This window comes from Citrobacter werkmanii (assembly GCF_008693645.1).
In the GTDB taxonomy this organism is placed as follows: domain Bacteria; phylum Pseudomonadota; class Gammaproteobacteria; order Enterobacterales; family Enterobacteriaceae; genus Citrobacter; species Citrobacter werkmanii.
This window is the reverse complement of the sequence record NZ_CP044101.1, coordinates 3580487-3603160: the sequence shown is the minus strand read 5'-3', so window position 1 is coordinate 3603160 and position 22674 is coordinate 3580487. Positions and strand designations below refer to the sequence as shown.

Annotated in this window: 19 protein-coding genes and 1 pseudogene; 10 read left to right on the top strand and 10 right to left on the bottom strand. The window is 52.7% G+C overall.

Translation table 11 applies throughout. The features are described from left to right. Nucleotides 1–15 precede the first annotated feature (15 nt). Both ypeC and mgrA read right to left on the bottom strand, forming a co-directional pair. Nucleotides 16–342 (bottom strand): DUF2502 domain-containing protein YpeC, encoded by a 327-nt coding sequence (gene ypeC, locus FOB24_RS18040; protein ID WP_003834889.1) that lies wholly within the window; start codon nucleotides 340–342, stop codon nucleotides 16–18. Between the two features lie 137 nt (nucleotides 343–479). Beyond that, nucleotides 480–1469, bottom strand: coding sequence for an L-glyceraldehyde 3-phosphate reductase (gene mgrA / locus FOB24_RS18035; protein ID WP_121529368.1), 990 nt, complete (start codon nucleotides 1467–1469; stop codon nucleotides 480–482). A 184-nt stretch (nucleotides 1470–1653) separates the two neighbouring features. Between mgrA and FOB24_RS18030 the strand changes: the two genes are divergently transcribed. Further along, on the top strand, nucleotides 1654–3306 hold the full coding sequence (locus FOB24_RS18030; protein ID WP_150345276.1) for an alpha-keto acid decarboxylase family protein: 1653 nt from the start codon (nucleotides 1654–1656) through the stop codon (nucleotides 3304–3306). On the opposite strand, the gene FOB24_RS18025 is transcribed toward FOB24_RS18030, so the two are convergent. Continuing rightward, nucleotides 3307–4542 (bottom strand): ion channel protein, encoded by a 1236-nt coding sequence (locus tag FOB24_RS18025; protein ID WP_069324510.1) that lies wholly within the window; start codon nucleotides 4540–4542, stop codon nucleotides 3307–3309. 204 nt (nucleotides 4543–4746) lie between these two features. On the opposite strand from FOB24_RS18025, the gene glk reads away from it, so the two are divergent. The 6 genes from glk (at nucleotide 4747) to ptsP (ending at nucleotide 12997) form a co-directional block, all read left to right on the top strand. After that, nucleotides 4747–5712 carry a glucokinase gene (gene glk, locus FOB24_RS18020; protein ID WP_150345275.1) on the top strand — a complete coding sequence of 322 codons (966 nt, stop codon included), beginning with the start codon at nucleotides 4747–4749 and terminating at the stop codon, nucleotides 5710–5712. A gap of 1028 nt (nucleotides 5713–6740) precedes the next feature. Beyond that, nucleotides 6741–7067 (top strand): PTS fructose transporter subunit IIB, encoded by a 327-nt coding sequence (locus FOB24_RS18010; protein WP_003028254.1) that lies wholly within the window; start codon nucleotides 6741–6743, stop codon nucleotides 7065–7067. A 20-nt stretch (nucleotides 7068–7087) separates the two neighbouring features. Beyond that, entirely contained in the window at nucleotides 7088–8335 is a 1248-nt protein-coding gene (locus FOB24_RS18005) for a PTS fructose transporter subunit IIC (RefSeq protein ID WP_038642433.1), read from the top strand. A gap of 17 nt (nucleotides 8336–8352) precedes the next feature. After that, nucleotides 8353–9438, top strand: a complete 1086-nt coding sequence (ypdF, locus tag FOB24_RS18000; protein WP_150345273.1) for an aminopeptidase — start codon at nucleotides 8353–8355, stop codon at nucleotides 9436–9438. Further along, nucleotides 9438–10478, top strand: a complete 1041-nt coding sequence (ypdE, locus tag FOB24_RS17995; RefSeq protein ID WP_150345272.1) for an aminopeptidase — start codon at nucleotides 9438–9440, stop codon at nucleotides 10476–10478. Before ypdF ends, ypdE begins: the two co-directional genes overlap by 1 nt. 23 nt (nucleotides 10479–10501) lie before the next feature. After that, nucleotides 10502–12997, top strand: a complete 2496-nt coding sequence (gene ptsP / locus FOB24_RS17990; protein ID WP_150345271.1) for a phosphoenolpyruvate--protein phosphotransferase — start codon at nucleotides 10502–10504, stop codon at nucleotides 12995–12997. A gap of 77 nt (nucleotides 12998–13074) precedes the next feature. Here the strand turns inward: ptsP and FOB24_RS17985 are convergent, their stop codons facing one another. The 4 genes and pseudogenes from FOB24_RS17985 to FOB24_RS17970 form a co-directional block, all read right to left on the bottom strand. Further along, a complete protein-coding gene (locus FOB24_RS17985) occupies nucleotides 13075–13263 on the bottom strand; it encodes a hypothetical protein (RefSeq protein ID WP_071888160.1) in 189 nt (62 codons plus the stop codon). Nucleotides 13264–13364: 101 nt separating this feature from the next. Beyond that, a pseudogene (locus tag FOB24_RS17980) lies at nucleotides 13365–14228 on the bottom strand (helix-turn-helix transcriptional regulator). A 15-nt stretch (nucleotides 14229–14243) separates the two neighbouring features. After that, nucleotides 14244–14978 carry a two-component system response regulator YpdB gene (ypdB, locus tag FOB24_RS17975; RefSeq protein WP_038642424.1) on the bottom strand — a complete coding sequence of 245 codons (735 nt, stop codon included), beginning with the start codon at nucleotides 14976–14978 and terminating at the stop codon, nucleotides 14244–14246. A gap of 14 nt (nucleotides 14979–14992) precedes the next feature. Beyond that, on the bottom strand, nucleotides 14993–16690 hold the full coding sequence (locus FOB24_RS17970) for a sensor histidine kinase (protein WP_071888159.1): 1698 nt from the start codon (nucleotides 16688–16690) through the stop codon (nucleotides 14993–14995). 386 nt (nucleotides 16691–17076) lie between these two features. On the opposite strand from FOB24_RS17970, the gene alaC reads away from it, so the two are divergent. Then, on the top strand, nucleotides 17077–18315 hold the full coding sequence (alaC, locus tag FOB24_RS17965; RefSeq protein WP_042306985.1) for an alanine transaminase: 1239 nt from the start codon (nucleotides 17077–17079) through the stop codon (nucleotides 18313–18315). 67 nt (nucleotides 18316–18382) lie between these two features. Here alaC and ypdK read toward each other — a convergent pair whose 3' ends face one another. After that, nucleotides 18383–18454: a membrane protein YpdK gene (ypdK, locus tag FOB24_RS17960; RefSeq protein ID WP_010723117.1), complete on the bottom strand. Its 72-nt coding sequence runs from the start codon at nucleotides 18452–18454 to the stop codon at nucleotides 18383–18385. 342 nt (nucleotides 18455–18796) lie between these two features. Between ypdK and FOB24_RS17955 the strand changes: the two genes are divergently transcribed. After that, entirely contained in the window at nucleotides 18797–19411 is a 615-nt protein-coding gene (locus FOB24_RS17955) for a lysozyme inhibitor LprI family protein (protein WP_150345270.1), read from the top strand. A gap of 41 nt (nucleotides 19412–19452) precedes the next feature. On the opposite strand, the gene lpxP is transcribed toward FOB24_RS17955, so the two are convergent. Then, nucleotides 19453–20373, bottom strand: coding sequence for a kdo(2)-lipid IV(A) palmitoleoyltransferase (lpxP, locus tag FOB24_RS17950; RefSeq protein ID WP_038642416.1), 921 nt, complete (start codon nucleotides 20371–20373; stop codon nucleotides 19453–19455). A gap of 440 nt (nucleotides 20374–20813) precedes the next feature. On the opposite strand from lpxP, the gene FOB24_RS17945 reads away from it, so the two are divergent. After that, nucleotides 20814–21056 carry a DUF2545 family protein gene (locus tag FOB24_RS17945; protein ID WP_038642414.1) on the top strand — a complete coding sequence of 81 codons (243 nt, stop codon included), beginning with the start codon at nucleotides 20814–20816 and terminating at the stop codon, nucleotides 21054–21056. Between the two features lie 108 nt (nucleotides 21057–21164). On the opposite strand, the gene pgtP is transcribed toward FOB24_RS17945, so the two are convergent. Then, nucleotides 21165–22556, bottom strand: a complete 1392-nt coding sequence (gene pgtP / locus FOB24_RS17940) for a phosphoglycerate transporter PgtP (protein WP_038642412.1) — start codon at nucleotides 22554–22556, stop codon at nucleotides 21165–21167. Nucleotides 22557–22674 lie beyond the last annotated feature (118 nt).

Genomic DNA, 22674 nt, shown 5'->3' with positions numbered 1-22674 from the left:
GGCTCTTTTGTTACATTAATGATGATGTTTGTGACCGCGCCCGCGACCGCGATGGTCGTCACGGTCATTCCAGCCTTCGCGATAGCCGCGCTCATAAGCTTTACGTTTATCCCAGCCACGATGATAGCCGTTGTCATGACGCCACCAACGATTTTTGCGCCACTCATAGTTATGATGCCAGTAATCCCGGTCGCGCCAGCGGCCGCCATCCCAGTAGTTACCGTAATTATCGCGATCGCCAATTTGCAATTTTATTGATGGCAGCAGGGTGATTTCGCCAGCGTTCGCGGCCAGCGGGGTAAAAGCCAATAAGACTGCCGCCAGAATCAGTGACCTGAACATGTTTACTCTCCTTCACGATCGAGCCGTAGCCGGCCTGTTAACGTAATATTACGGGGCAGTAAAGCCCCGTTTCATCGCCTTAACTCTTAAATCGCGAGCGAGAGCACTTTTTGTTAATAAATGTGTCTTTATTTCAATCAGCTCAGAATGGCATCAATCTCAGCGCACTCTTCGGCAGAGAAATGCCGGTTTGCCAGCATGCCAACGGCGTCTTCAATTTGCGCGGGTTTACTGGCGCCTATCAGCACGGAGGTGATCTTGTCTTCCCGTAATACCCACGCGAGCGCCATTTGAGAAAGTTTTTGTCCCCGGCGTTCTGCGAGCGCGTTCAGCGCACGGACCTTTTCCAGTTTTTGTGGCGTTAACTGGTCCGGGTTAAGAAAACGGCTGGAGCTTGCCGCGCGCGAGTCCGCAGGAATACCGTTCAGGTAGCGGTCGGTTAATTGCCCACCCGCCAGCGGTGAGAAGGCGATACTGCCAACACCCTTTTCCTGTAACAGCGACAGCAGGCCACTTTCGACCCAACGTTCAAACAGGGAATATTTAGGCTGGTGGATAAGGCAGGGGGTGCCTAAATCGTCGAGTATTTCAATCGCCTGCCTGGCAAGCTCAGCCGGATAGTTGGACAGCCCGACGTACAGCGCTTTACCCTGACGGACAATATGATCCAGCGCGCGCATGGTTTCTCTGAGCGGCGTTTCTGGATCGGGCCGGTGATGATAGAAGATATCAACATACTCCAGCCCCAGACGCTTCAGGCTTTGATTGAGGCTGGCAATCAGGTACTTGCGCGATCCCCAGTCGCCGTAGGGCCCCTCCCACATGGTGTAGCCCGCTTTGGTGGAGATGATCAGCTCATCCCGCCACGGTAAAAAATCTTCCTGCAGAATGCGGCCAAAATTTCGCTCCGCTGAGCCCGGCGGCGGGCCATAGTTATTCGCCAGGTCAAAATGAGTAATTCCCAGATCGAATGCGCGCTGTAACAGCGCCCGACTGTTCTCTACCTGCGTGGCATCACCAAAATTATGCCACAAACCCAAAGAGACAATCGGCAACCTGAGACCGCTCTGGCCGCAGCGGCGATACTCCATTGTTTGATAGCGATTTTCATCAGCCTGATAAACCATGTAGCCTCCTGTTGGATAACGTGTGTCATTGAGTGTATACGTTTACACAAAGCAAACTGTAATGAATTTTTAATCGTCCAAACTGTACATCTTGCTTTCCACCCCCTTCACAACAACTCCCCTGGACAGTCATCACAGTTCTTCGATACTCAACATTGAGGTTACCGTCAGAAGGATAGCTGTCATGCAAACCCAATATTCCGTTGCTGATTATCTGCTGGACAGGCTGGCAGGCTGTGGCGTCGGCCACCTCTTTGGTGTGCCTGGCGATTATAATTTGCAGTTTCTTGACCACGTGATTGAACATCCCAGCGTACGTTGGGTCGGGTGTGCGAACGAATTAAATGCGGCTTATGCTGCGGATGGCTATGCCCGGGTGGCAGGGGCGGGAGCTTTGCTCACCACGTTTGGCGTGGGAGAGTTAAGTGCGATCAACGGTATCGCGGGAAGCTATGCGGAATATGTTCCCGTTCTGCATATTGTCGGCGCGCCCTGTCGCGGTGCGCAGCGTCGTGGGGAACTGATGCATCACACCCTTGGCGACGGTGACTTTCAGCATTTTTACCGTATGCAGCAGGCTGTAACGACGGCCAGCGCAGTGCTGGATGAACAAAACGCCTGCTATGAAATTGATCGCGTGCTGCGGGCGATGTTAACTGAGCGCAGGCCGGGCTATCTGATGTTGCCTGCTGATGTGGCAAAACAGCCCGCCACGCCGCCGAATGACGCCCTGATTATTCCTCTGAGCGAACCGGAAAGCAGCGTGGCGGAAGCGTTTCGCTATTATGCCCGCGAGCGGCTATTGGACAGTCCGCGCGTAGCGCTGCTGGCCGACTTTCTCGCGCAGCGTTTTGGCTTACAGCCTGTATTGCAGCGTTGGATGGCGGAAACGCCGATGGCTCACGCCACGCTGTTGATGGGGAAAGGGTTATTTGATGAGCGTCACCCGGCGTTTGTCGGTACGTACAGCGCCGGAGCCAGTAGCGACTATGTGCGCCAGGCCATTGAAGATGCCGATACGATTATTTGTGTCGGTACACAATTTGTCGACACCCTGACCGCTGGGTTTACGCAACGGTTACCACCGGAGCGCACGATTGACGTTCAACCCCATGCGTCACGTGTTGGTACCCAATGGTTTAACGTTCCGATGGAACAGGCCGTCACTACGTTACGCGAGTTGTGTCTGGAGATGTCGTTTTCACTGCCGCCCGAACGCCCGCCAGTTGGGCGTATCCAGGTTGAGAAGGGGCTGCTGACCCAGGAAAATTTCTGGCAAACGGTGCAACACTATCTCGCGTCCGATGACATCATCCTCGTCGACCAGGGAACGGCGGCATTTGGTGCGGCAGCGCTCTCGCTACCCAGCGGTGCGGAAGTCCTGGTCCAACCCCTGTGGGGTTCCATCGGCTACGCGCTCCCGGCGGCATTTGGCGCGCAAACGGCCTGCCCGGACCGCCGGGTGATCCTGATTATTGGCGATGGTGCAGCGCAACTCACTATCCAGGAACTGGGCTCTATGCTCAGGGACGGGCAATCACCGGTGATTTTACTGCTTAACAATGACGGCTATACCGTGGAGAGGGCCATTCACGGGGCAAATCAGCGTTATAACGACATCGCCGGATGGAACTGGACGCTGGTGCCGCAGGCGTTAAGTCATGAATGTCAGGCGGAATGCTGGCGAGTGAAGCAGGCGGTCCAACTGGAGGAAGTGCTGGCCCGGCTGTCCCGTCCGCAACGGTTGTCATTAATTGAAGTGGTGCTACCGAAAGCCGATCTTCCTGAGTTATTGCGCACGGTGACCCGTGCGCTGGAATCTCGCAACGGAGGATAGCTACTCCTCGGGACGGCTGGCGATCATCATTGGTTTTCCGGCCAATAAAAGCCAGGCAGGGAGCATAACGACGCAAAGCAGCGGCAGCAGAGTGGTGTCTGGCACCACGACTGCCGCCATAAACAGGCTCAACCACGCGTCGCGGGTAACGACCAGCACCAGCCCGAGAATCGCGCAGGAGACCGTGATGGCTGCCGGAACGGCTTCAACATGGGCGTGCAGCATCAGACCCAGCGCGACACCCACGAAGACCGCCGGAAAAATTCGCCCGCCGCGAAAACCGCTCGCTGCTGCGACCACCAATGCCGCCAGTTTGATCACGGCAAGCAGCAAATAATCCGTTGTCCCCAGCGTCTGGCTAAACGCCATTTGCTGCATTTCATCCAGTCCCTTAAATAAGGTAAGCGGTCCGCCAATTACACCCAAAATACCGAGAATAAAACCACCAACCCCAAGGATCAGTACCGGGTGTTTAAGCCGATGTATTAAATGATGCAAGCGCGGTAGACACCAGACGGCCACCATGCCCGCGGCAATGGCGATAGCAGCAACGACCGCACCGCTGAGGATATCGATCAGATGCATTTGCGTATAGTGCGCGATGGGCAATGAAAAATGGGGATGAAAGAACAGGCTGGTGGTCAGTGAACCTGCGGCGGCGGCCATTAACGGCGCAAACAGGCGATCCCATAAAGGAACATCGTTCGAGCTATTCAGCGTTTGCGAAAACACCAACGCGGCGGCCACGGGAGTACCAAATAACGCCCCGATGGTGCCGGCAGAGGCGAGAATGGTCCAGTCCAGCTTAGCAATGCGCGGAAAGAGGCGGCTGCCAAGCGCCACTGCGAGGGCGATATTCACGGTCATGATGGGATGTTCCGGCCCTAAACTGACGCCGCCCGCCAGACCGAGGATTAGTGCCGCCAGCAGGCCTGGCAGCGCCGAAACGGCCACCGGCATTCCGATTAACGGTTCACAAGCCGGATCCGGGCCAGCGTGGCCCCGGCTGTAGCGGATGACAAGCCCGACCATCAGTCCGGTTAACGTGAGCATACCGATGATCCACAGTGGAGAGTCCTGGGCAATTCCGATGCTAATCGGCAGACGCTCCCATAAAAATTGCTGTAAAACGGAAGCGACTTTCATCACAACGATCAACACCAGGCTGGACGCTATGCCAATGATTATCGCGGGAGTTGATAGCAAGAGCATCGTTCTGGCTCGCGGATGGAGCATTTTCAATTCCTTCAAACAGAGTCATAGATATAGTTTGCACAGCCTGCGCGACCGCATCGCTGCAAATGGTGCTGAAACGATAAAGTAATTGTGTGATCTGGATCGATTTTCTACGGGCATCAGCCTTCAGGCCGTTGTTGTTATGCCCCCATGAATTTACAGTGTGGCAAAGATTTATTCTGACTTTAGCGGAGCAGTGGAAGAATGACAAAATATGCTTTAGTAGGTGATGTTGGCGGCACCAACGCACGTCTTGCTCTGTGCGACATTGCCAGTGGCGAGATTTCGCAGGCAAAAACCTATTCCGGGCTGGATTACCCCAGTCTGGAGGCTGTGGTGCGCGAGTACCTGGATGAGCATAGCGTCAGCGTCGAAGATGGTTGCATTGCCATTGCCTGTCCGATCACCGGCGACTGGGTGGCAATGACCAACCATACCTGGGCATTCTCTATTGCTGAGATGAAAAAAAATCTGGGCTTTAGCCATCTGGAAATCATTAATGATTTCACCGCCGTGTCGATGGCAATCCCTATGCTGAAAAAAGAGCATTTGATCCAGTTTGGCGGCGCGGAACCTGTCGAAGGCAAACCGATTGCGGTGTATGGCGCGGGAACTGGCCTCGGCGTGGCGCATCTGGTGCACGTTGATAAACGCTGGGTAAGTCTGCCGGGTGAAGGCGGGCATGTGGATTTTGCGCCTAACAGCGAAGAAGAGGGGATTATCCTTGAGGTTCTGCGTGCGGAAATCGGTCATGTTTCTGCTGAACGTGTGCTCTCAGGACCCGGACTGGTGAACCTGTATCGCGCCATCGTCAAATCAGACGGCCGCCTGCCGGAAAATCTGCAGCCGAAGGATATCACCGCCCGTGCGCTGGAAGATTCCTGTATCGACTGCCGCCGCGCGCTGTCGCTGTTCTGTGTGATCATGGGCCGCTTTGGCGGCGATCTGGCGTTAACGCTGGGCACGTTTGGCGGCGTGTACATCGCTGGCGGGATCGTGCCGCGCTTCCTTGAATTCTTTAAAGCTTCCGGTTTCCGCGGTGGGTTTGAAGATAAAGGACGTTTTAAAGCCTACGTTCAGGATATTCCGGTGTATCTGATTGTGCATGATAATCCGGGCCTGCTTGGTTCTGGCGCACATCTGCGCCAGACGCTGGGGCATATTTTGTAAGGCCAATGTCGGATGGTATTTAGCAATCATCCGGCCTGTATTCCCACTAAACCGCGCTTCTGACGTAATGACGATCAGTTAACGACGAGCAATCGTCGTAACTATAGCTAAGAGCGGCATATCCGGAGGTAATGAATTTGTTGCCCCCGGTATTTGTTACGTTCACCTTATGTTTTTCACTTCTCTGAAATAATAGTACCCGTGAACGTGTTAAGGGTACTATCGCCGTACCCTTAACAATCCCGGCTCCCGGCGGGAAAATTGCCACTTCGTGGTTCCCTCCGCTTATTCCTCCAGGCTACCGGGCCGGGCGCGAGGTAGCGTCCTTGCAAAGCGCGCCCTGAGCCAGCATCCATGCTGGCGCTCCCGGCCTTACGGAAACACGTCGGCAATTTTCAGCCGGACCAGCCCACACCTGACCATTTGCGTTTTTTGTTTAAACAGCAAAACAGATTTAACTGGAAGTCAGAGCGTTGAAGCGATGACTCCGGTCCGGCTGAAAATCGATGAGTCGTTGGCGGCTGATCGGGTCTGCCCGCAGGGATGCGGGCAGAGGGGATGGCCTGCAGGGACGCAGGCTCGGCCCCGACCCGACAGGCAGACGGCATAAGACGAATGACAAAATTGCCGGGAGCAATTTTGAACAGCGCTTGCGCTGGCCCCGAAGGGGTGAGCCCCAGGGATGGGGCGAATAATCGCATCGCGACGATTTTCCCGCCGGGAGCCTGGGTTGCAAGGGAGGCGGCGGTGAGCCTCCCTTGCACGTTCACGGGTACCTGTGCTTCAGAAAAGTGAAAAGCTGAAGTGAACGGAACCCTGAGTCGCAATCACATGTTCTCCATAATGATTAACTGACAAGCATTACGCTTCTGACGCGGTTTTTTTATGCCTGCCGCCCAGCTTTCCGACCTTCGTCACACTTCCTGATTACTGGATTATATGTCCAGTAAAAGCATTATTTGTCTGATAACGGTCGCTACTTGCCTCGGACCATAATTTCTCTCGTTAACTATTACGAGGAAATGAATATGAGCAAAAAATTGATTGCTGTCTGTGCGTGCCCAATGGGGCTGGCTCACACCTTTATGGCGGCGCAGGCGCTGGAAGAAGCGGCGGTTGAAGCCGGTTATGAAGTGAAAATCGAAACTCAGGGCGCTGACGGAATTCAAAATCGACTGACGGCGCAGGATATCGCTGAGGCGACGTTAATCATCCATTCAGTTGCCGTTACCCCGGAAGATAACGAGCGTTTCGAGTCGCGTGACGTCTACGAAATTACGCTACAGGACGCGATAAAAAATGCGGCCGGCATCATTAAAGAGATCGAAGAGATGGTTGCCGCTGAACAACAATAATCATCGACAGGGAACTACGTATGGCCATTAAAAAACGCAGTGCAACCGTTGTGCCAGGCGCATCTGGTGCGACAGCGGCAATAAAAAATCCACCGGCCTCCCGCAACAGCTTCTGGGGCGAACTTCCGCAACATGTGATGTCGGGTATTTCACGCATGGTGCCGACATTGATTATGGGCGGGGTAATTCTCGCTTTCTCGCAACTGATCGCTTATAGCTGGCTCGATATTCCTGCTGACACGGGCATCATGGATGCGTTGAACAGCGGAAAATTTACCGGTTTTAATCTCTCATTACTGAAGTTTGCCTGGTTGTCGCAATCTTTTGGCGGCGTGCTGTTTGGTTTTGCTATTCCGATGTTTGCCGCGTTTGTTGCCAATTCGATTGGCGGCAAACTGGCGTTTCCGGCGGGGTTCATCGGTGGGCTGATGTCTACTCAGCCTACCCAGATGCTGAATTTTGACCCATCGACGCTGCAATGGGTAACCAGTGCTCCCGTGCCTTCCACCTTTATTGGCGCGCTCATTATCTCGATCGTTGCCGGATATCTGGTGAAGTGGATGAACCAAAAAATTCAGCTCCCTGATTTCCTGCTGGCGTTCAAAACCACCTTCTTGCTACCCATTCTCTCCGCCATTTTCGTCATGCTGGCGATGTATTACGTAATCACGCCGTTTGGCGGCTGGATCAACGGTGGAATTCGTACTCTGCTGACCGCAGCAGGAGAGAAAGGGACGCTGATGTATGCGATGGGGATTTCCGCGGCAACGGCCATCGACCTCGGGGGGCCGATTAATAAAGCCGCTGGATTTGTCGCCTTCAGCTTTACCACCGATCACGTTCTGCCGGTCACCGCGCGCTCTATTGCGATTGTGATTCCGCCGATTGGTCTCGGGCTGGCAACGCTGCTTGACCGCCGCTTAACGGGGAAACGTCTGTTCAGCGCCCAGCTCTACCCGCAGGGAAAAACGGCAATGTTCCTCGCATTTATGGGCATCAGCGAAGGGGCTATCCCGTTTGCGCTGGAAAGCCCCATCACGGCAATTCCCTCTTACATGGTTGGCGCCATTGTCGGATCGACGGCTGCCGTCTGGCTGGGTGCGGTGCAATGGTTCCCTGAGTCGGCTATCTGGGCATGGCCGCTGGTGACCAATCTCGGTGTCTATATGGCAGGGATCCTGTTAGGTGCGGTGATTACGGCGCTGATGGTGGTGTTCCTGCGCCATCTGATGTACCGCAAAGGCAAATTGCTGATTGAAAGCCTCTGATCAAAAGGATTGTAACCATGAGCTTACTTGCCTCGCTGCGTAACTGGTTAACGGCGCAACATCTCGATGCGATGCTGCTGTCATCGCGGCAGAATAAACAGCCGCATATGGGGATCTCCAGCAGTTCAGGGTATGTGTTTATCAGCCATGAAAGCGCGCATATCCTGGTCGATGCCCGTTATTACACTGATGTCGCTACGCGTACCCAGGGCTACCAGATCCATCTCCTCGATGGCACACAGACGCTGTATTCGCGGGTGAATCACATCATTGCTGACGAAAAGCTGCAGACGGTGGGGTTCGAAGGCGAGCAGGTAAGCTGGGAAACGGCACAGGCCTGGGTAGGCAAACTGCATGGACGGCTGGTCAGCGCCGTGCCGGACGTGCTTCGGCAGGTGAAAACGGCCCAGGAAATAGCCTGTATCCGTGAAGCCTGTCGGATTGCCGACCTCAGCGCTGAACATATACGGCGTTTTATTCAACCCGGTCTGAGTGAGCGCGAGATTGCCGCCGAACTGGAGTGGTTTATGCGCACGCTTGGCGCAGACAAAGCTTCTTTTGACACCATTGTCGCCAGCGGCTGGCGCGGGGCGCTGCCGCATGGCAAAGCCAGCGATAAACGGGTTGCAGCAGGTGAATTCATTACGCTGGATTTTGGCGCGCAGTATCAAGGGTATTGTTCGGATATGACGCGAACGTTTCGCATACCTGACGCCAGGCAACCAGCAGAAGACAGTGCGCTATTTTCGATTTATCAGGTTGTCCTGGAAGCGCAACTGGCGGCGGTAGCGGCAATTCGACCTGGCGCGCGTTGCAATGAGGTGGACGCCGCAGCCAGGCAAGTTATTACACAGGCGGGCTATGGTAATGCGTTTGGTCACAATACCGGACACGCTATCGGCATTGAAGTCCATGAGAACCCACGTTTTTCCCCTACCGATGAGACGCCTCTGGCGGCGGGAATGCTGCTCACCGTTGAACCAGGTATTTATCTGCCGGGGCAGGGCGGAGTGCGTATCGAGGACGTGGTGCTGGTTACGCCAGACGGCGGCGAGGTGCTCTACACCATGGCGAAAACATTGTTACACACGGGAGAGGCGTGATGGACTTATCGCTACTGAAGGCGCTGAGCGAGGCTGATGCGATCGCCTCCTCAGAGCAGGAGGTGCGGCAGATCTTGCTCGAAGAAGCAGATCGTCTGCACAAAGAAGTGCGCTTCGATGGGTTGGGATCGGTGTTGATCCGCCTGAATGAATCAACCGGTCCGAAGGTAATGATCTGCGCGCATATGGATGAAGTGGGATTTATTGTGCGCAGTATTTCCAGGGAAGGGGCGATCGATGTCTTGCCGGTGGGAAATGTGCGTATGGCGGCCAGACAGTTACAGCCAGTGCGGATTACCACCCGCGAAGAGAGCAAAATCCCGGGGCTGCTCGACGGAGATCGCAGTGGCAATGAGGTGAATGCGCTGCGGGTGGATATTGGCGCGCGGTCTTATGACGAAGTACTTCAGGCCGGCGTATGTCCAGGCGATCGCGTCACCTTTGATACGACTTTTCAGGTTTTGCCGCACCAACGCGTCATGGGCAAAGCCTTTGATGACCGACTTGGATGTTATTTGCTGATCGCGCTGCTGCGCGAATGGCATAACGCCATCCTTCCTTGCGAGGTGTGGCTGGTGGCCAGTTCCAGTGAAGAAGTGGGACTGCGCGGAGGGCAAACGGCAGCGCGTGCGGTTGCGCCCGATGTGGCGATCGTGCTGGATACAGCCTGCTGGGCGAAAAATTTTGATTATGGCGCGGCCAACCACCGACAGCTCGGCAAAGGCCCGATGCTGGTGCTGAGCGATAAATCGCTGATTGCGCCGCCAAAGCTGACGGCATGGATTGAAAGTGTAGCCACTGATGCGGGCATCCCGTTACAGCTCGATATGTTCAGTAATGGCGGCACAGACGGCGGGGCCGTACACGTCAGCGGAACGGGGATCCCGACGGTTGTTATGGGGCCAGCTACGCGGTATGGGCACTGTGCGGCATCAATTGCCGACTGTCGTGACATCATCCAGACGCAGCAGTTGCTGTCGGCGCTTATTTCACATCTTACGTGCGAAACCGTGGCTCATCTGACGGACTTCAGGTGCTGATTTCGCGCTAATCAGGAGTTGTTATGCTAACGATTCAATTTCTTTGCCCGTTACCCAATGGACTGCATGCGCGTCCAGCATGGGAGCTGAAAGAGCAGTGCAGCCAGTGGCAAAGTGAGGTGATGTTTTTCAACCATCGTCAAAACGCCAAAGCGGATGCGAAAAGCTCGCTGGCGCTGATTGGCACCGGGACGCTGTTTAACGACAGCTGTAGCTTAACCATCACCGGTCAGGATGAAGAGCAGGCCAGGCGGGTGCTGGAGGAGTACATTCAGCAGCGGTTTATCGACAGCGACAGCGTTCAGCCAGGGGCGGCGGAACTGGCGGCGCATCCGTTGCCGCGTTCGCTGATTCGGCTCAACCCGGATTTGCTGTATGGCACCGTGCTGGCAGGCGGCGTGGGGGCAGGTCAGCTCACGCTGTGGCAGAGTGATAATCTGGAGAGCTATCGCGCGATTGCGGCGAGTGCGGAAGACAACGCCAGGCTGGAGCACAGTCTGGCGACGCTGGCGGAACTGCTCAATCAGCAACTGCGTGAGCGCGATGGTGAGAGTAAAACCATTCTCAGCGCGCATCTGTCTCTGATTCAGGACGACGAGTTTGCCGGGAATATTCGCCACTTAATGCTGGAGCAGCATCTGGGGCTGGGGGCGGCGATTATTACCAATATGGAGCAAGTATGCGACAAGCTGTCGGCTTCCGGCAGCGATTACCTGCGTGAACGCGTCAGCGACATCCGTGATATCAGTGAACAATTGCTGCACATCACCTGGCCTGAAAAGCGGCCACGCCATGCGCTGGTGCTGGAAAAACCAACGATTCTGGTGGCTGAAGATCTGACGCCCAGCCAGTTTTTGGGCCTCGATTTGCAGCATCTGTCAGGCATGATCCTTGAGAAAACAGGGCGCACCTCGCATACGCTGATCCTCGCTCGGGCGTCGGCGATTCCGGTGCTTAGCGGCTTGCCGCTGGCAGCGATTAGCCGCTATGCCGGGCAACCCGCAGTCCTGGATGCCCGATGTGGAGTCCTGGCCATTAATCCAGACGAGGCGGTTCGCGGCTACTATGCGATTGCGCAGAAGCTGGCTGACGAATGCCAGCGTCGGCAAGCGCTTGACGCCGCCCAGCCCGCGTTAACCAAAGACAATCAACGAATTGACGTCGCAGCGAATATTGGCACCGCGCTGGAAGCGCCGGGAGCGTTTGCCAATGGCGCGGAAGGGATCGGGTTGTTTCGCACAGAAATGCTGTTTATGGATCGCGACAGCGCTCCCGACGAGCAGGAACAGTTTGAGGCCTACCAGCAGGTGTTGTTGGCTGCGGGCGACAAGCCGGTTATCTTTCGCACGATGGATATTGGTGGCGATAAGAACATCCGCTATCTCAATATTCCGCAAGAAGAGAACCCATTCCTGGGCTATCGTGCGGTGCGGATTTATCCCGAGTTTGCCGGGCTGTTTCGCACGCAGTTGCGCGCCATTTTACGCGCGGCGACCTTCGGTAATGCGCAGTTGATGATCCCGATGGTGCACAGCCTCGACCAGATATTATGGGTAAAAAGCGAATTGCAAAAAGCGCTGGTGGAGCTGAAAGCGGAGGGTTTACGTCATGCTCCGACAATTTCATTGGGCATTATGGTTGAAGTACCTTCAGTGTGTTACATCATCGACCACTTCTGCGACGAGGTGGATTTCTTCAGCATTGGTTCCAATGACATGACCCAGTATCTGTACGCTGTCGATCGCAATAATCCTCGCGTGTCGCCACTGTACAACCCGATTACGCCCTCGTTCTTGCGGATGTTGCAGCAGATTGTTCGCGTGGCGCACGAACGTGGTAAATGGGTGGGCATTTGCGGAGAACTGGGCGGCGAAGGACGTTACTTGCCGCTGCTGTTGGGCTTAGGGCTTGACGAACTAAGTATGAGCAGCCCACGGATTCCGGCAGTGAAAAGCCAGCTTCGTCAACTGGACTGCCAGGCGTGTCGCGAACTCGCTATGCAGGCCTGCGAGTGTCGCAGCGCTCAGGAGATTGAAGATCTGCTGAACCAGTTTGCGCCACAGAAAGAGGTGCGGCCGCTACTGGCGCTGGAGAATATTTTTGTTGGTGAGCCCCTTACCAACAAAGAGCAGGCGATCCAGTTCTTATGTGGCAATCTTGGGGTAAATGGACGCACCGAACATCCGTTTGAGCTGGAGGAAGATGTCTGGCAGCGTGAAGAGATAGTCACTACCGCCGTAGGTTTCGGGGTTGCTATCCCACATACTAAATCCCAGTGGATCAACCATTCCAGTATCAGTATTGCCCGGCTTGCTCAGCCGATAGACTGGCAGTCCGAGATGGGCGACGTTGAACTGGTGATCATGCTGACGCTGGGTGCCGATGAAGGCATTAACCACGTGAAGGTCTTCTCGCAGCTGGCGCGTAAGCTGGTGAACAAGCAGTTCCGCCAGTCGTTGTTTGCCGCTACCGATGCCGAAAGCATTCTGGCGCTGCTGGAGGCGGAACTGACGTTTTAAATTCTACAGAGAGGAACGCTTTCCAGCCTGCGGCGAGGCGCTTGCAGGCTGCGTAAAGGCTTCTGATAGAGAAATTATTAATTTATGGTGTGTTGAATCGGCAGTTTCCCGGCCCTTAATAACGTCATCTCTTGTTTGCAGAGCAGTACTACCGCCTGGCGACCTTTTACGCGTCGGGCGGTGAGCGCTCTTTTCACGGTCCGACGATCCGCACCTGATTCCAGCATCTGAAGACACATCAGGGAAAGTGCACGTCTGTTTTTCATCGAATATTCACTTTGTTGAGTCAGCCTGCACGTTATGTGCGAAGGGGCATTATTTTACAACGATACAAGTGGATATGACTAACGCGTTGGTGTTGTCTCAATCAACGTGCTGACTGAAAACGCGCGCCGTACTCGCCCGGCGTCAGGCCAAACTGACGGCGGAACAGGCGGCAAAAATAATCACTGTCCTGATACCCGCAACGCTGTGCGACTTCGCTAATCGACAGATGATATTTCTGTAAGATGATGCGCGCCTTCACCATTCTCACCCACCGCACGTACTCGACAAATCCCATGGTGCCATGCTGGGTAAATATTTTAGATAAGTGATTCGGCGTGATATTAAAAAACTGCGCTACGTTTTCCCGGCTCAGCGATTGGGCATAGTTGTCCTGGACCCAATTACATATGCTGTGATAGAGAAATTCAGAACGCGGGCGCGCTATATCAGGCCGGGTGTTTACCACGCTGCGGCACAGGTGCAGCAGACTCAGCACCAGCGGTTGAATAATATCCTGGGCCTGAGGTGAGCGGCTTAAATGGGTCAATGCGGTAAGCATCGCCTCGCCTTCACCGCGCTGCGGATGTGGTAACTCAATGCGACGTACGGGACGCAACAGCGATGCGGTTCGGTTGTCGTAAAAAGAGAGTCCCAGCCAGGCTGGAGAAAATACCAGGCTCAAGAGCATCACCGGTTTATCGTTGCCTGGTAAATTCGCCGCTTTAGCCGGGATGAACAACATGTCGCCTTCCGCCAGACTGTGCTGCTGCTTTTCCAGTTAGTTGCTGTACTCTCCGCGCAGCACGATATCCAGGCGGGGCAGGTCAATACATAAACTGCCGGTCGGTAATGTGGTTCGCGGCGTAGCGAACCATACGCGCCCCAGACGCTGCGGATTTAACACCAGGCCGCTGAACAGATCGGCAAAAAACTGTTGGTCGGCGGGCAGGCCTGGCTCTTTCATTGCTCTTTCTCTGCGCTATAAGTGCATTAACTGTCTGAACTCTTTCACTTTACTCCGACTCACCGGGATTTCAAATTCCAGGTCTTTTAAGCGCAGAATGTAGGTGTTGTTAAACCAGGGTTCGATCTCGCGAATTTTATTCAAATTGACACAGAATGAGCGGTGGCAGCGGAAGAAATGCGAAGCAGGCAGTTTGCTGCAAAATTCGGTGATGTTCATTGGCATCACATACGACTCGCGCCGGGTATAGACGAAGGTCATCTTTTCATGGGCTTCAGCGTAGTAGATGTCGTTGATCGGGGTTACGATGATCCGCTCATCTTTGATCAGGTTGATCGTATCGTTTTCCCGGATCACCGGGCTGGCTGGCGAGGTTCCCGCTTGCTGCTGTTGCCAGGCGGTCTCCAGCTTTTGCAGCATGCCGACAATGCGCGATTCCTGATACGGTTTCAGAATATAGTCAAAAGCTTCCAGCTCGAAAGCTTCAACAGCGTGCTCTTTCCACGCGGTAATAAACACAATAAAGGGCTTATGCGCGAACTGGCTGATGTTTTGCGCCAACAGTACACCATCCAGCGAGGGAATATTGATATCCAGAAAAATAGCGTCAACGCGGTTGTGCTGGAGATATTTCAGCACGTCAAGACCGTCGTCAAATGTGCCGACAATCTCCATCTGGCTGTGCTCTTTTATCAGCCAGCTTAGTTCCTGTTGGGCCAGGAATTCATCTTCGACAATGATGACTTTCACGACTTCACTCCTGGTTAAAGCAATAATGTGGCCGGTGCGGCTGCGGGCGAGTGCTGATTAGGCACATAAAAGGCAATCTCTGTGCCCGGCTCCAGACGGCGGATCAGTAATCCTTCGCCATAGAGCAGCTTAACGCGATGATGGACATTCAACAGACCAATTTTATTACCCGGCATTTCATTGGATTCGACCCGCTCAATCACTTTCGGATCGATCCCATGACCGGTGTCCCGCACGGCAATTCGTACCCGATTTCCGCACTCTGCAACGCTGATGGTCACCACGCCTTTCCCTTTGCAGGGTTGAATACCATGAACAATGGCGTTCTCGACAAGCGGCTGAATCAGCAGGCTGGGAATATAACAGCTTACCTCTTCATCAATATCATAAATAACCGTCAGCTTGTCGCCAAAACGGGCCTGTTCGATGGCGATGTAATCCTTGATTTGGTACAGCTCTTTCTTGATGTCGATCTGCTCATCATCTTTTAATTCAATATTATAGCGAAGATAACGCGACAAATTAAAAATGAGCTGGCGCGCGGTGTCCGGGTTAAGTCGCACCGACGACGAAATAGCGTTCAGGGCGTTAAACAGGAAATGAGGATTTATTTTACTCTGCAGTGCCCGCAGTTCTGCCTTATTTGCCATTTCGCGTAGCTGTTCCGCCCGAGAAACCTCAAGCTGAGTCGAGATAATTTGCGACAGGCCGATGGCCATTTCCTGTAGCGAGGAGGTGATCTGGTGAGCGTGACAGTAGTAGATCTTCAGCGTGCCGGTGACAACGCCTTTCTCCCAAAGCGGGATCACCAGCATGGAGTGTATTTCCGGTGTCCGATGTGCTTCATCATTGTTTTTTATGATGATTTTTCCGTAATTGATCGCCTGTCGCGTGGTCGGGCTGACGAAGTCATCGTTATCGCGGTAATTCAGTTCACCCACGCCAACGTAGGCCAGAACGTGCTGGGTATTGGTAATCGCGACGGCGTCTGCATGGATGTCATGGCGAATAATTTCACACACCTGGCGGAGCGACTCGCTGTTGACGTGACGGAAAAGCGGCAGAGTTTTGTTGGCGATATCCAGTGCCAGCTTGGCCTGTTTCGCGGCGCTGGCTTCTTTCTCGCCCTCCACGCTTTGAACCAGCATGACGATAAAACCAATACAGACGCTGCCCAGGATCATCGGGATACCGATTTTCGAGACGATATCCAGCCCCAGCGCGGTCGTAGGCGCCCAGGCAACGACGAGGATCATGGTCAGGGATTCGCACAGCATTCCGCCTAAAATACCTGCGCGCCAGTGTTGCGCTTTGGGGATCTTACGGTTGATCCACCCGGCAATGCAGCCTGCCAGAATACTGGTAATAAAGCAGGGTAGGGCGGTTACGCCGCCAATATCAATCAGGTAGCGGTGGGTGCCGGCGATGAGTCCCGTAATGATGCCGACCCACGGACCGAACAAAATTCCCCCTGACATGACCGCGATAATACGTACGTTTACCAGTGAGCCTTCAACCGGTACGCCGGACCAGGTACTGAACAGGGCAAACATCGAGAAAATCGCGGTGACGGCGAGCAACTCTTTCGGGGAGTGAGCTGACTTGTGCAACAGTTCGCGAAACAGGCGGATACGAATCAGGAAAAACAGACAAAACAGCATCAGCGCTGCCCGGTCAAATACCGCCAGCAGCATATTAAATATTTCGTGCACGGGTGACTCTTGCGCAGGGGTTAAACCTCTATGATAGGCAACCTGAGTCTGGATGACCAGCGCCCGCGCAGCCTGCGGCTAATGAGGAAAAACCTTAATATTAAAAGGGGATTGTTGCATTGTTGTTGTATTTACAATACCTGTCTTCTAAGCGCAAAGACCAAGGTAATGTTTTCAACAACAAAATGTTAAATTATGGTAATTTTTAGCGGTGTGTGAAAATGAATATTTCCTCATTTTTTTTGCCTGTTCCTCATTTGTGTCGAAAAAAATATTTTGTTTTGCCTCTCGACAGAAGGAAATTATTCAGGCTATTTTCTAAACGTGCCACCATCGTGGCAGCGTCGCTCGGACGGTCCGGGCGCTAACGTTAATCTGAGGATATTATGGCTGACTCCCGCCCTGAACGTCGCTTTACGCGTATTGATCGCCTTCCCCCTTACGTTTTTAACATTACCGCTGAACTGAAGATGGCTGCGCGTCGGCGCGGCGAAGATATTATCGATTTCAGTATGGGGAACCCGGATGGGGCCACACCTCCTCACATTGTTGAAAAACTGTGTACCGTGGCGCAGCGCCCGGACACGCATGGCTATTCCACGTCTCGCGGCATTCCGCGTCTGCGTCGGGCGATTTCCCGCTGGTATCAGGAACGCTATGACGTTGAAATTGATCCCGAATCCGAAGCGATTGTGACTATTGGTTCCAAAGAGGGACTGGCGCACCTGATGCTGGCAACGCTCGATCATGGTGATACGGTTCTCGTACCCAACCCGAGCTATCCGATCCATATTTATGGCGCGGTGATTGCCGGGGCGCAGGTACGGTCAGTGCCGCTGGTTGAAGGTGTCGATTTCTTTAATGAGCTGGAGCGCGCGATCCGTGAAAGCTACCCGAAACCGAAGATGATGATCTTAGGTTTCCCGTCCAACCCGACAGCACAATGCGTCGAGCTGGAATTTTTCGAAAAAGTCGTCGCGCTGGCTAAACGCTATGACGTGCTGGTGGTTCACGATCTCGCCTATGCCGATATCGTTTACGATGGCTGGAAAGCGCCATCGATTATGCAAGTACCTGGCGCTCGTGATGTCGCGGTTGAATTTTTCACCCTGTCGAAAAGCTACAACATGGCGGGCTGGCGTATCGGTTTTATGGTTGGCAATAAAACGCTGGTCAACGCGCTGGCGCGCATCAAGAGTTATCACGATTACGGGACGTTTACACCGTTGCAGGTTGCGGCAATCGCGGCGCTGGAAGGCGATCAGCAATGCGTACGGGATATTGCCGAGCAGTATAAACGCCGTCGCGATGTGCTGGTTAAAGGACTGCATGAGGCCGGTTGGATGGTTGAGATGCCAAAGGCCTCAATGTACGTTTGGGCGAAAATTCCTGAGCAATATGCCGCGATGGGGTCACTTGAGTTTGCCAAGAAACTGCTTAACGAAGCGAAAGTATGCGTTTCGCCGGGGATTGGCTTTGGTGATTATGGCGATACGCACGTGCGTTTTGCCTTAATTGAAAACCGTGACCGTACCCGCCAGGCGATCCGCGGCATCAAAGCGATGTTCCGCGCAGATGGCTTACTGCCTGCCAGTGCGAAATCGGCTATTGAAAGTACCGATTAACCGATCGTGAAATCCCCAAATGCAAACAGGAGCCTGATGGCTCCTGTTTTTTTGCTGCGTCTTTTATTTAGATCATCAGGGCGAACGTACCGGCCCAAACGATGACCATAAAAGAAATGCCCATAAAGAAATATTTCACTTTTCATCTCTCCGCGTACCTGGGTACGTCTGAATGAACATATGCTTACCTGACAGAGAGCTGATGCACGCGCAAACGAAATGGAGAATATCCCTCGTTTGCCTGGCGGCATCACCTCAGAATTCTGAGCTTTAGTGCTCCAGACGGCGCTAATGTACGCCTAAAAATGAGGTGAGACAAGAGGCATTTTTCTATTTAATTTTAATAACTTACAAGTGTCGTGATTCGGCGACAGTTTAATTTCTGCCGGTAATAAATTGCTATTGAGCGACGTAATGATTAGTCGGAGAATTCTCATATCACCATAGTATGAATGCGGTTAATTTTTCGCGGAATTCAATAATGAAAAGGTTAAAAATGACCAGATTAATGATGTTAGCACTCGTTCTTACGCCAGTGACGTCGATGGCGGCCTCACCGTTGGCGTTTAATTTCAGCTGCGCAAGTATTGGTGGTGTGAATAGTGATGGTAAAGGTAACGTTTGGATTGACGGTGCCAAGGCGACCGTAAAGAGCTTCAATGAAAACTACTGGGAAGCCAAAAGCGGCAAAAATACGCTTTCCATCTCCCGTAAAGATGACGGTAACCCGGAAGTTTCATGGTCAGGGCCAAATCGTAAGCACGGAATTTGTCAGCCTGAAGACAATAATGACTACGCCCCGGGGGAAAAATCGCCCCACAGCGGTCCTTCTTTCTCCTGCTCAGCGGTGGCAAAGGGAAGTATTGAAGAGGTTATTTGCCAGAGCCCATCACTCTCCGCGCTGGATGTTAAGTTGAACGGGGTCTACAAACAGGCGTTGGTTAAATCGAAAAATAACCCAACGCTGAAAGCGGAGCAGCGCGGCTGGGTTAAAGGACGAAACGAGTGCTGGAAAGAGCAGGATAAACCAGCCTGTATTGCTCGTAACTACAATGAGCGCATGATTGAACTACAGAACGAGTGGGGCGTTAAGTAATTCAGCCACAGTCAAAAAGAAAGGCCGTAAGGCCTTTCTTTTTAGATATATAACGAGGCTTCACCCATGGGGCGGGTTTTGAAGCGACGGTGGATCCAGAGATACTGCTCGGGCGCGCGCATGATCTCTTTTTCGATAATTTTATTCATATAAGCCGCAGCCTGGCTTTCATCTGCCGGGTAACCTTCCATTTGTGGTGTGATAAACAGGCGGTAACCTGAGTTATCTGCTTTTCTCACCATGGTTACGGTCAGCATCGCTGCGCCCGACAGGCGTGACAGCACGTAAGTACCATTGGTGGTTGCCACGTTTTTAACGGCGAAGAAAGGCGCGAACGAGCTTCCTTTACGGCCGTAGTCCTGATCGGGAGCAAACCATACCGCTTCCCCTTTTTTCAGGGCGCCGACAATGCCACGCAGATTATTTCTGCCGATCATGGCTTTGTTGGAACGCATACGACCGCGGGTTTGGATCCACTCCATCAACTTATTGTTGTGCGGGCGATAGGTTGCCATCATCGGCTGGCACAGCCCCATTACGCGGCCACCTAATTCGAGCGACATAAAGTGTACGCCTACGACCATCACGCCACGGTCTTCCATCTGGGCGCGTTTCAGGTTGTCCAACCCTTCTACATCAAACCATTTGCGAACGCGGTGATCCGGCCAGAACCAGGCCATACCTGTTTCAAGCAGTCCCATGCCGAGTGAACGGAAGTTCTCATCGACCAGTTTGTCTCTCTCTTCCTGCGACAGATTGGGGAAACAGAGTTCGAGGTTTTTACGTGCAATAGATTCACGGCGCTTTAAAAATGGACGAGCCAGTGTTCCTGTACGGGTACCAAGAAAACATAATACGGGATAGGGAAGTTGTACCAGTAACCAGAGCACACCGACGCCAAACCACGTGAGCCAATAGCGCGGATGTAAAAACGCGCGTGAAAATTTACATTGGGGAAACATAAGCACCTGTTGTTGATACGAAATAGATGTATCGCGAAGACGCTGGGTCTGGCGCGTTACACTCTGCACAGATCGTTAGGCCGCCATAAACGACATTGGTTCCTGCAAAGAGTGTAAAACTGAGTCAGGACAAAACCACGAGGGGCATGAATGATCGGACGCACAATGTACACCCGAAGATTAATGTCAGCCAGAAATAATTACTCAAGTTTCGTAAATATTTTGGGGGCGATTAAGAACAAAAAAAAGACTATTTATAATTCATTGTTTTTATGATGAATAAATAAACTCCAGGTGTATATCTAAATAGTAAGCAGATGAGTGATTTTTGTAACGTAAATGTTGCTTAAATTGCGAACTGATGGAAATTATCTTAGAATATAAAAACAAGGGAGTGTAAGGACTTACGTAAAGTTTTATGGCAAACAGGAGGTATCGCTATGCTCTATTTTTGGACCTTTCTCGCATTGAGTATTCTGAGCGTCAGTTGCTACATCTGGCAGGTAATGGGCGCTGCGGCGTCAATAAGCGCTTTTATCGGCATGGTCATACTCACCGCCTTAATTTACGTTTTTACTATGCGGTTGACTAATGGTAACGAAATGGTAACCGGATTATTCCTTTTTCTTGCCCCAACATGCGGTTTGATCATTCGCTTTATGGTGGGGGACGGTAGGCAATAATCCGGCGTGTTACGATTGGAAATGAATTTTCACGTTTAGCTGTTTTTTATTTAGCTGAGAGTAGGGAAGTGCCAGCTGCGCTGGCACTTTTTGCGAGACTGAAATCGATTAACGGGCGTCAGCCAACTGGAGTGATGCTTCTTCTTGCTGAGCATTTTTCCGCTGTTGCTCAAGTTCCAGCGCCCCGCGATGAGAGAGGTAGCAGAACAGGATGCAACAGACAATTCCCCCCATCAGCAGATAGAAACCGCCATGCCATCCCATTTTGTCGACCATTACGCCAAACAGGCTGGTGCCCAATGACGCGCCAAAAATGTAGCTCATAAATCCGCGCAATCCTACTGCGGAACCCACTGCGAAGCTGGGTACGATTTCCATGGTCTGAACGGAGGCCAGGAACTGAGGAACATAAATCAGGCAGCCAACGATGGCGGCAAAAATAGTCACCATCAACAGCGATTCGCTTTTCCAGTAGCCGATCAGACAGACGAAAATCAGTGCCATACAAATCATGGCCAATGGCATGCGACGGCCTTTAAACAGTTTATCGGTAAGCCAACCCGCCAGTAATGTGGAAGGGATTGCCGCCCATTCGAAAAATAAAAAAGCGACGCTCATTTCCTCTTTCGAGAAATGTTTTTCGGTTAACAGATAAATTGGCAACCAGCTAATCATGCCAAAACGTACCATATAGACAAAAACATCTACCAGTGAAACATACCAGGCATTTTTATTACGCAGGACATAAGTGCAGAAGATCTGGAAGGCGCTCATATTTTCTGGCGCCTGGACAGCGTGTCGGGCATTTAATACAACTTTTTCTTCCGGCATCATTTGTTCCAGAGCCGGTAAACCTTCCTGGCGTGGTGAACCTTTCCCCAGCATCAGCACGATAAATGCAAACAGGACGGCAACGCCGGCCGGAACAATATAGCTGGCGCTTTGCCAGTGTTCACTTCCCAAAATGGCAAAGGCGGCACCAACGATCGGGGCAACAATACCACCACCGACATTGTGTGAGATATTCCAGAATGCGCCAACGCGTCCACGTTCTTTACGCGGAAACCAGTTGGCGATAGTAATAAATGAAGGGCCGACGCCCATCCCCTGGAACAAGCCGTTGAAGACAACCAGCGCGGCAAAAATCCAGAATCCGGTACTGAACCCTAAACCTACGTTGACGATGGCGCACAGAATCAAACCGCATGCCATAAAGACTTTGGGGCTGGCTTTGTCTGCCAGGCTGCTCATAATGCCTTTACTGATCCCATAGGCGATAAGCATGCAACTGCTGAGTAAACCGATCTGCGTGGCGCTGAGATCCAAATGCTCCTTCAGATAAGGCGTTGAGAGCGTGAAGTTATTACGCACAATATAGTACGCAAGATAGCCCAGGAATACGCTGAGTAATGCCTGAATGCGATAGCGGCCATAAGTTTCCTGGACTTTCTCCGCCGGGACTTTATTTGCCGCAGGCCCTGCCTTAAATATTGATAACATATCATCACCTAAATTTATATTGATGTGAATATCAGGAGTTTTCGTGGTGAAGAGTGAAATAGGCAGGAGAGAAACTCAAGTCGATGAAATGTGTCATTATTGACCCATTTTGTGGGTG